The sequence below is a fragment of the uncultured Intestinibacter sp. genome, assembly GCF_902468165.1.
In the GTDB taxonomy this organism is placed as follows: Bacteria; Bacillota; Clostridia; order Peptostreptococcales; family Peptostreptococcaceae; genus Intestinibacter.
In genome coordinates this window covers 20,527-27,526 of the sequence record NZ_CABQXJ010000037.1, presented here as the reverse complement: position 1 = coordinate 27,526, position 7,000 = coordinate 20,527, and the positions used below count along the sequence as shown (strand labels likewise).

The window sequence follows — 7,000 nt, the reverse complement described above, 5'->3', positions numbered from 1 at the left end:
TACTGTAACATGAACATAAACTTATGAGCTATTTTTTTATCCATTTTTAAGTGTTGCACTTAATATGATAATTCATCTTATAAATAAATATAAAAAAGGACATATTTATAAAATCGATTTTATAAATATATCCTTTCCTATTTATCTCATTTTTATTCAATATTAGAAATTAGCAATACATAGATATTTCATAAATAGTTCTTTATATTCTTCGTAATATCTTTCTCTATCATTAAATATTATAGCTAAGTTAAAAATAATATTTCTATCTTTTAAATCTTTTAAGTTTTCTCCATCTGCTTTTATATCGTAAATTACTCTATCAAATTTGTCTTTTTTCTTTTTATATAAAGTTGCATTATATATTTTACCACCTTTATTTTTTATAAATTCTATAGCTTCATCTACATGTAAAAGCTCTCTAAAATCTTTATCTTCATTATCTAATATTTCAAATCCAGCTATATTCTTTTTAGAATATAGATACGTTTTATTTATATAGTACATAATCTCTCCCCTGATTCACGTAATTTTAAAGACTATTTACTAAAGATAGTTTTTTTAGTATTTTGGAATATCTCTCATCAAATAAATCTATATAGTTATTTTCTTCATCTAATATATACATTATTTTTTCTTTTGAATTAGAAGTTGTAAATACAGCGTATTTTTTGCCTTTCATCTTTACATTAAAAATAGTTGAGTTAAAAAATCTCATTTTACCATTTCTTAATAGATCATTAAACTCATTTATAAGTGAATTTTTAATTATATTCCTTATAAATACCCTTGGATTTTTATCATATATATCTATAAGTTGTTTAAATATTTTATTGTCATGTGAAAAAGTATCTATATTTACTATCACCTTATCTTTTGTAAAGTGGAAATAACTATTATAGTCTACAAGTCCCAAACTAACACATGCATCTTCTTTTATATTTTCTAGAAGATAAAGTATCTTATCACTTTTAGTATATAAATTGATTAAATAATTTAAAAAGAAATTTATATAATATTCGTCTTCATATAATAAGATGTCTTTTGGAGCATAAATAACTTGATATGAGATAGAATTTAACTCATGAGTACTATATGTAGAAAACTTATCTTCTTCTTTTATAGGCATTTTTATATTTACAACTATACCTTTATGTTTTAATTTATCTATTTCTTCATTTATTCTCTTTATCATTGTTTCTCTATCTATCATATTAAATACCTGCTTCCAAATTATCTTGTAATTTTAATAATTTATTTATTAGTTTAGATTTTTCTAAATCACAAAGTCTCTTGTCTTTTATATATATATAGCAGTATGGTTTATTTGTTTTATTATTCATATATTCATAAGCACTAAAATAATATAAACTTTGAAACTCACCATCAATAATAACTTCTACTACTTTAGATTTAAACAAAGTTTTTATTTCTAAATCATCTAATGCATCTTCAAAACACTTCGGAAAATAGTAATCTTTATATTTATTTGGAATATATATTTCATTTTTAGTTTTTCTCAAAACAACTACACATGATAAAGCTTCTATCTTCATATTTTCAAATTCACTTTTTATAAATTGAACGCAATTATATATATCATCTATATTAAAAGGATACCTAAAAATTATATTGGCACCATCTATAGTTAATTTAGGCTCTCCTAATTCTAAAATAAGCCCTTCAATATCTACTAAATACTGTATATATTTTATAGTGCTTATACCTTCTAAAAACTCTTTTAGCTTAGATAAATATGTAGTTTTAAAATTATATAAATTATCTATATGTCCGTCTAGTTTATAAGTATCTATTAAAGAAGACGTAACTCTTATCGTATTATCTTTATAATAATGTAGTTTAGGTGAACCTAATTTTTCTATTTTTTTAAGCTCATGAAATAAATCCTTTGTATTTTTATAATAAATACTGTCTAAACTATCAAGTATTGTACTTTCTTCAGTGAGCACTATATCTTTTATACTTTCATTTGAAAGACATTTTTCAATTGGCAGACTTATATCTAAATCGTATTCATCGAATAAAAAATTTATAATCTTGTCAAATTCTAAAATTACACTTTTTATATGTTCTTTCTTATTCATACTCCACCTTCTATTTACTCAAAAATATAGTCATTTTCTGTTATAAAGTCTATTATATCGTCATTATCTAATTCTTCTATAAATAATTCCTTTACGATTTTTCTATTTAGTGATACTAAGTCTTTAAGTGCAAGTACTGTAAATTCTGGCTTTAGTTTTAAAAAGAAATTAATTGCATTTTCAAGCTTTTCTATAAGTTCTTCATCTATATCATCTATAGATTTAATTTTATTTAAATATTCTAATCGAGATATTAAACTTCCAATTAATAGATATATCTTATCGTGTTCTGTTGGAATTTCTATATCTTTACCTGAAAGTATATCGTCTACACTTATAAGTTCATCTTTCAATTTACAAAATTGTAAAAAACTATTACATTCAATCTCACCAACATTTCCTTCTATTTTATATCTAAGTATATCGTCGTCAAAATCGAATATATTTGTATTTAATATATCGCTTACTGCGTGCCATGTTCTCGGTGAGGCAAATATCATAGAAGTGCTTTCCGGTACAAAATTATGTAGTGCCCCTGGCTTAAAATTTAAGTAACTTATTACAAAAGAATTGATTCCATTTTTATATGCAAAGTTTTTCTTCCATATATCTAAATCATATCCTATATCGTGGATTTCAAATCTATTTGCCAGCGGTGATGGCATCTGAACAAATACACCGTTGTCGTCTTCTCTATTTCCAAGTGCAACTATAAACCACCCTTCTGGCAGTATATATTCACCCAATTTTCTGTCTTGTATTAATTGATATGCAGCGGCTTGAACTCTTTTAGGTGCTGATGTAAGCTCTTCTACTAAAAGAATTCCCCTCTCTCCATCTCTTTCTACATTTGGCAAAATATCATTTGGAAGCCACTTTGTTCTAGTTTTATCTTCGTTTGGGAAAGGAATACCTTTTAGATCTGTTTCTGTATATAATAAAAGCCTTAAATCTATAAGACCCATATTTTTTCTTTCTGTTATTTGTTTTATTACTGCAGACTTTCCTATCCCCGAAGCTCCAAGACCTAGGATAGCTCTTTTTATATTATTATCGATATTAAACTCAACTATTTTTTCAAATTGTTCTATATTAATAGTAGACATATTTTAACCCCTTTATTTTTTAATTTTAAATTTATATGATTACTTACTAAAATTTTTACATATTTATTATTTTAGAACCCTTATATCCTTCAATATTTTTTGTAGTGGCATCTTCTGTGAGACACCAAATAACATTTCTAATTAAAACATTTGGTTTTGGAAAATAGCCATCAGTCAAAACTACAGCACATATATATTTTAATTTTTCATCTTTTATATAATAAAATGCTCTATCTACATTAGTTCCTTCTCCTCCAACGGGTCTAGCTTTTTTAAAATTATCTTTATCTATATCAAATACATCTTGGACTATACTATCAAAAAATATTGCCTTTCCCGTAGCATTAAAATCCTTACATATATTATAAGCCTGTGACATAAAGTTTTTTAAATCATCTTCAGAAATAGAACCTGATGTATCTATTACAAATAATATATCTTCTAGTTTATTTTCATCTTCATAAGCACCAGGTAAAATAAGTTCTCTATATAGATGATTTTTATCTGGAGTATCAAAAGACAAGTCATCAGATTCGATATTACTCAAATATCTCCTTAAATACTTGTACCATGGAAGTCTAGTACCGATTAAATCTTCAATTTTTCTAATTAAACTCCCTGGCATATCCCCCATAGATTTATTTCCCTGCATTTTATTAGTGATAATACTCTCCTGGATTATCCTTCTCATGTTTGATGAAGTTTTTTGTATATTTTTAGGTCTAATTAAGTCTTCTGTTATATTTTGATAATTTATATTTTGACCTAGACCACTTTTGCCTTGACCATTACTTTGACTATTATCATAAATATCATCATCTTTTTTTATATTTTTATATAGAATTTCATAAAGCTGTTCAAAAGACAGTTTTTCTAGTAATGCTTTATCTTCATCACTATCTACCATTAATGAGTCTTTTGGAAGTGTAATCATAATTTGATTTCGCCTAAATTCTTTTTTTTCCATATCTATATAATAGTTTACAAGATAATCCGCAGCTACATTTGCAATCTTAATATCTTTATTTGACATTCTAGTTGGATGCATAAAAATGCAGTGATAAAGCTGGTGAAGAATATAAAAATTCCTCTCACTTTCACTCAAACTCTCCATATATTCTCTATTATAAAATATTGTCTCTCCATCTGTTGATACAATATCTGTTGTATCACTTTCTTTTAACTCACCCAATTTCATCAAAATCACACCGTAAAACGGTCTTCTTTTTATTAAATTAATCTTTAATTTACTAATACTCTCCTCTATCGTCAAATCAACCACCCCTAATTACTTTCATGACTTAATTATAACTCTTTTACATATTTTAACAATAAATTTATAAAAATCTTTATTTTAAAAACTTTTTAAAACTCTAATTTATCTTTATATATATTTACACATCTTAAAATTATCCACAATTTATAAATGAATATAATTTCAAAAATAGCCCTTATAAATCAAATAATTTATAAGGGCTATTTATAAATCTACATATAATCTTTCGTATCTGTAGGTAAATTTTTTTCTTTTAATTTATATTCTATATTTTCTTTAATTATAGAATATATAATTGCAAATAATGGAACTCCTATTATCATTCCAATAAATCCAAATAATTCTCCCGCCACTAATATAGCGAATAATATCCAGAATGCTGAAATTCCTATAGAGTCTCCTAATATCTTAGGTCCTATTATATTTCCGTCAATTTGTTGTATTATAAATATTAATACTAAGAATACAACTGCTTTTGTCGGTGATTCAAATAATACAAGTACAAAACAAGGTACTGCACCTATAAATGGTCCAAAGAATGGAATTATATTTGTAACACCTACTATTACAGATATTAATACAGCATAAGGCATTTTAGCTATTGAGAATAGTATGAAACTAAGTACACCTATTATAGCTGAATCTATAATTTTACCACTTATGAATTTTCCAAAAGTATTGTTACTTCTGTGAGTTAATTCAAATATTCTATCTGCAGTTTTTCTGCTAAACATTGCGTTTACCATCTTTTTAGATAATGCATAGAATTTTTCTTTATCTAATAATAGATAAACTGATATTATTAGACCTAATATTATATTCCAAATACTAGATACTAAAGTCATAATTATATTTGCTATAAGTGGAGCTATTTCACTTATAAATGCTATTAGTTTTGCCGATATTTCTGCTAACTTATCATTCACAAAATTTGCAAGCTGATCATTTATTTCAAAATTATTAATTAATTCTTGTGTTATACTTCGTGCATTTTCCATATATTGTGGAATTTGATTTACTATACCGACCACGCTTTCTGTAAGCTGTGGGAATACAAAATGTATACTAAGGTAAATCATAACTCCAAATGTTAAATATGTAAGTAATATCCCTATCATTCTTTTTCTACTTTGTCTTATTTTATTAAAAACTTTTATATTCACTAATACTCTTTCTTCATAGAATTTTAGAATAAAGTTTAATAAATATGCTAATACAAAGCCAATAATAAATGGATATAATATTGAAATTAAATAACTTATTTTAGCACTAAATGATCCTATTTGTGATGCAAAAAAGTAAAATAAAATACTAATACATATAACAATTAAAGAGTATACAGCAACTGTATTATATTTGCTATTCCAATTTACTTTCATTTTTCCTTCCTTTCTCGCCAATTATTATAATTGCATGATTATCATGATAAGAATAATTATGCACATAATTATTGATACTAATTTGACCATAAAAGAATTATCCTTCTTTGGCTCTTCACAATAAACTTCTTCTAAGTCTATATCTTTATTTTCAACAATATCTGCTTTTACATACATTATTTTAGTTAAGTCAATTAAAATTTCATTGTAATTATTATACTTATCTTTTCTATCAAGCAATTTTTTTATAATTTTTATTACTGGTTCATTAAAAATAGTTATTTTTTCTGGGTCTAAGTTTATGCCTTTATCTATATTTTTTAACATCTCAAATTCTGTTTTTGCTATTTTAAATGGCATTTTTTTAAATAGACAATAGTACATTACAACTCCTATTGCAAAAAAATCACTTTCTATATCTGTATAATTTATATTTAATTGATGCGGTGATAAAAATGAAATATTGTCGTTCATTCTTATATTTACTCCCCCATTTGCCTTTGTTATCCCTAAATCATATATTTTTATATTATGATTTTCATCAACTAAAATATTATCTAGTCTAATCCCTCCATGATAAAAACCTTTTTCATCAAATATACTCATAGAAGTTACCATTTGTTTCATTATAAAAATAATATTATCTAAAGTTATATTATTTTTATTTACTAAATCAAATAGGCTTATTCCATTAAAATACTCACTGACAATATAATATTTAGATTCATCAGTTATTACATCTAAAATATTTGCTACATTGTCACAATCAATATTTGACATCATCATAGATTCATCTACTAGATTGGCTATAAAAGTATCTTTTATGGTAGTATTGTCCCTTATAACTTTTATATATACATCTGAATCTAATTGTAAATCTTTTGCTCTGTATAGTTTATCTATTTGTAAATCTTCATCTTTTTCATTATCAATTTTGTATCTATTATCTATAATTAACACTTTATCTCCCTCTTCCAAAATAACTTCATCATATTATATCATAAAAGTATGTCGCTAAATGGAAATTATTTAAAACTTAAGACTTTCTTAATGAAATTTTTGTATATTTTTATTTAAATCTATATTTTAAAAATTATACATTATACACAAAGCAGATAATGTATAATTTTCTTA

At 24.5% G+C, this 7,000-nt stretch carries 7 protein-coding genes; all 7 read right to left on the bottom strand.

Annotated elements, in window-relative coordinates:
- Window positions 1–162 precede the first annotated feature (162 nt).
- On the bottom strand, window positions 163–507 hold the full coding sequence (locus RDX53_RS08110; RefSeq protein ID WP_195930322.1) for a hypothetical protein: 345 nt from the start codon (window positions 505–507) through the stop codon (window positions 163–165).
- 25 nt (window positions 508–532) lie between these two features.
- The gene (locus RDX53_RS08105) at window positions 533–1,213 is read right to left on the bottom strand and encodes a hypothetical protein (protein ID WP_307993952.1); all 681 of its coding nucleotides are present in this window, start codon (window positions 1,211–1,213) and stop codon (window positions 533–535) included.
- 1 nt (window position 1,214) lies between these two features.
- Window positions 1,215–2,105: a hypothetical protein gene (locus tag RDX53_RS08100; protein ID WP_307993951.1), complete on the bottom strand. Its 891-nt coding sequence runs from the start codon at window positions 2,103–2,105 to the stop codon at window positions 1,215–1,217.
- A 14-nt stretch (window positions 2,106–2,119) separates the two neighbouring features.
- Entirely contained in the window at window positions 2,120–3,211 is a 1,092-nt protein-coding gene (locus RDX53_RS08095) for a hypothetical protein (RefSeq protein WP_295675135.1), read from the bottom strand.
- A gap of 55 nt (window positions 3,212–3,266) precedes the next feature.
- Entirely contained in the window at window positions 3,267–4,484 is a 1,218-nt protein-coding gene (locus tag RDX53_RS08090) for a VWA-like domain-containing protein (RefSeq protein WP_307993950.1), read from the bottom strand.
- 215 nt (window positions 4,485–4,699) lie between these two features.
- Window positions 4,700–5,866, bottom strand: a complete 1,167-nt coding sequence (locus RDX53_RS08085) for an AI-2E family transporter (RefSeq protein WP_195931562.1) — start codon at window positions 5,864–5,866, stop codon at window positions 4,700–4,702.
- Between the two features lie 24 nt (window positions 5,867–5,890).
- Window positions 5,891–6,826 carry a protein kinase gene (locus RDX53_RS08080; RefSeq protein WP_195931563.1) on the bottom strand — a complete coding sequence of 312 codons (936 nt, stop codon included), beginning with the start codon at window positions 6,824–6,826 and terminating at the stop codon, window positions 5,891–5,893.
- Between the last annotated feature and the right edge of the window lie 174 nt (window positions 6,827–7,000).

Bases quoted from the DNA above. Each gene is read 5' to 3' on its own strand.
- RDX53_RS08110 (WP_195930322.1), bottom strand. From the start codon at position 507: ATGTACTATATAAATAAAACGTATCTATATTCTAAAAAGAATATAGCT.
- RDX53_RS08105 (WP_307993952.1), bottom strand. From the start codon at position 1,213: ATGATAGATAGAGAAACAATGATAAAGAGAATAAATGAAGAAATAGAT.
- RDX53_RS08100 (WP_307993951.1), bottom strand. From the start codon at position 2,105: ATGAATAAGAAAGAACATATAAAAAGTGTAATTTTAGAATTTGACAAG.
- RDX53_RS08095 (WP_295675135.1), bottom strand. From the start codon at position 3,211: ATGTCTACTATTAATATAGAACAATTTGAAAAAATAGTTGAGTTTAAT.
- RDX53_RS08085 (WP_195931562.1), bottom strand. From the start codon at position 5,866: ATGAAAGTAAATTGGAATAGCAAATATAATACAGTTGCTGTATACTCT.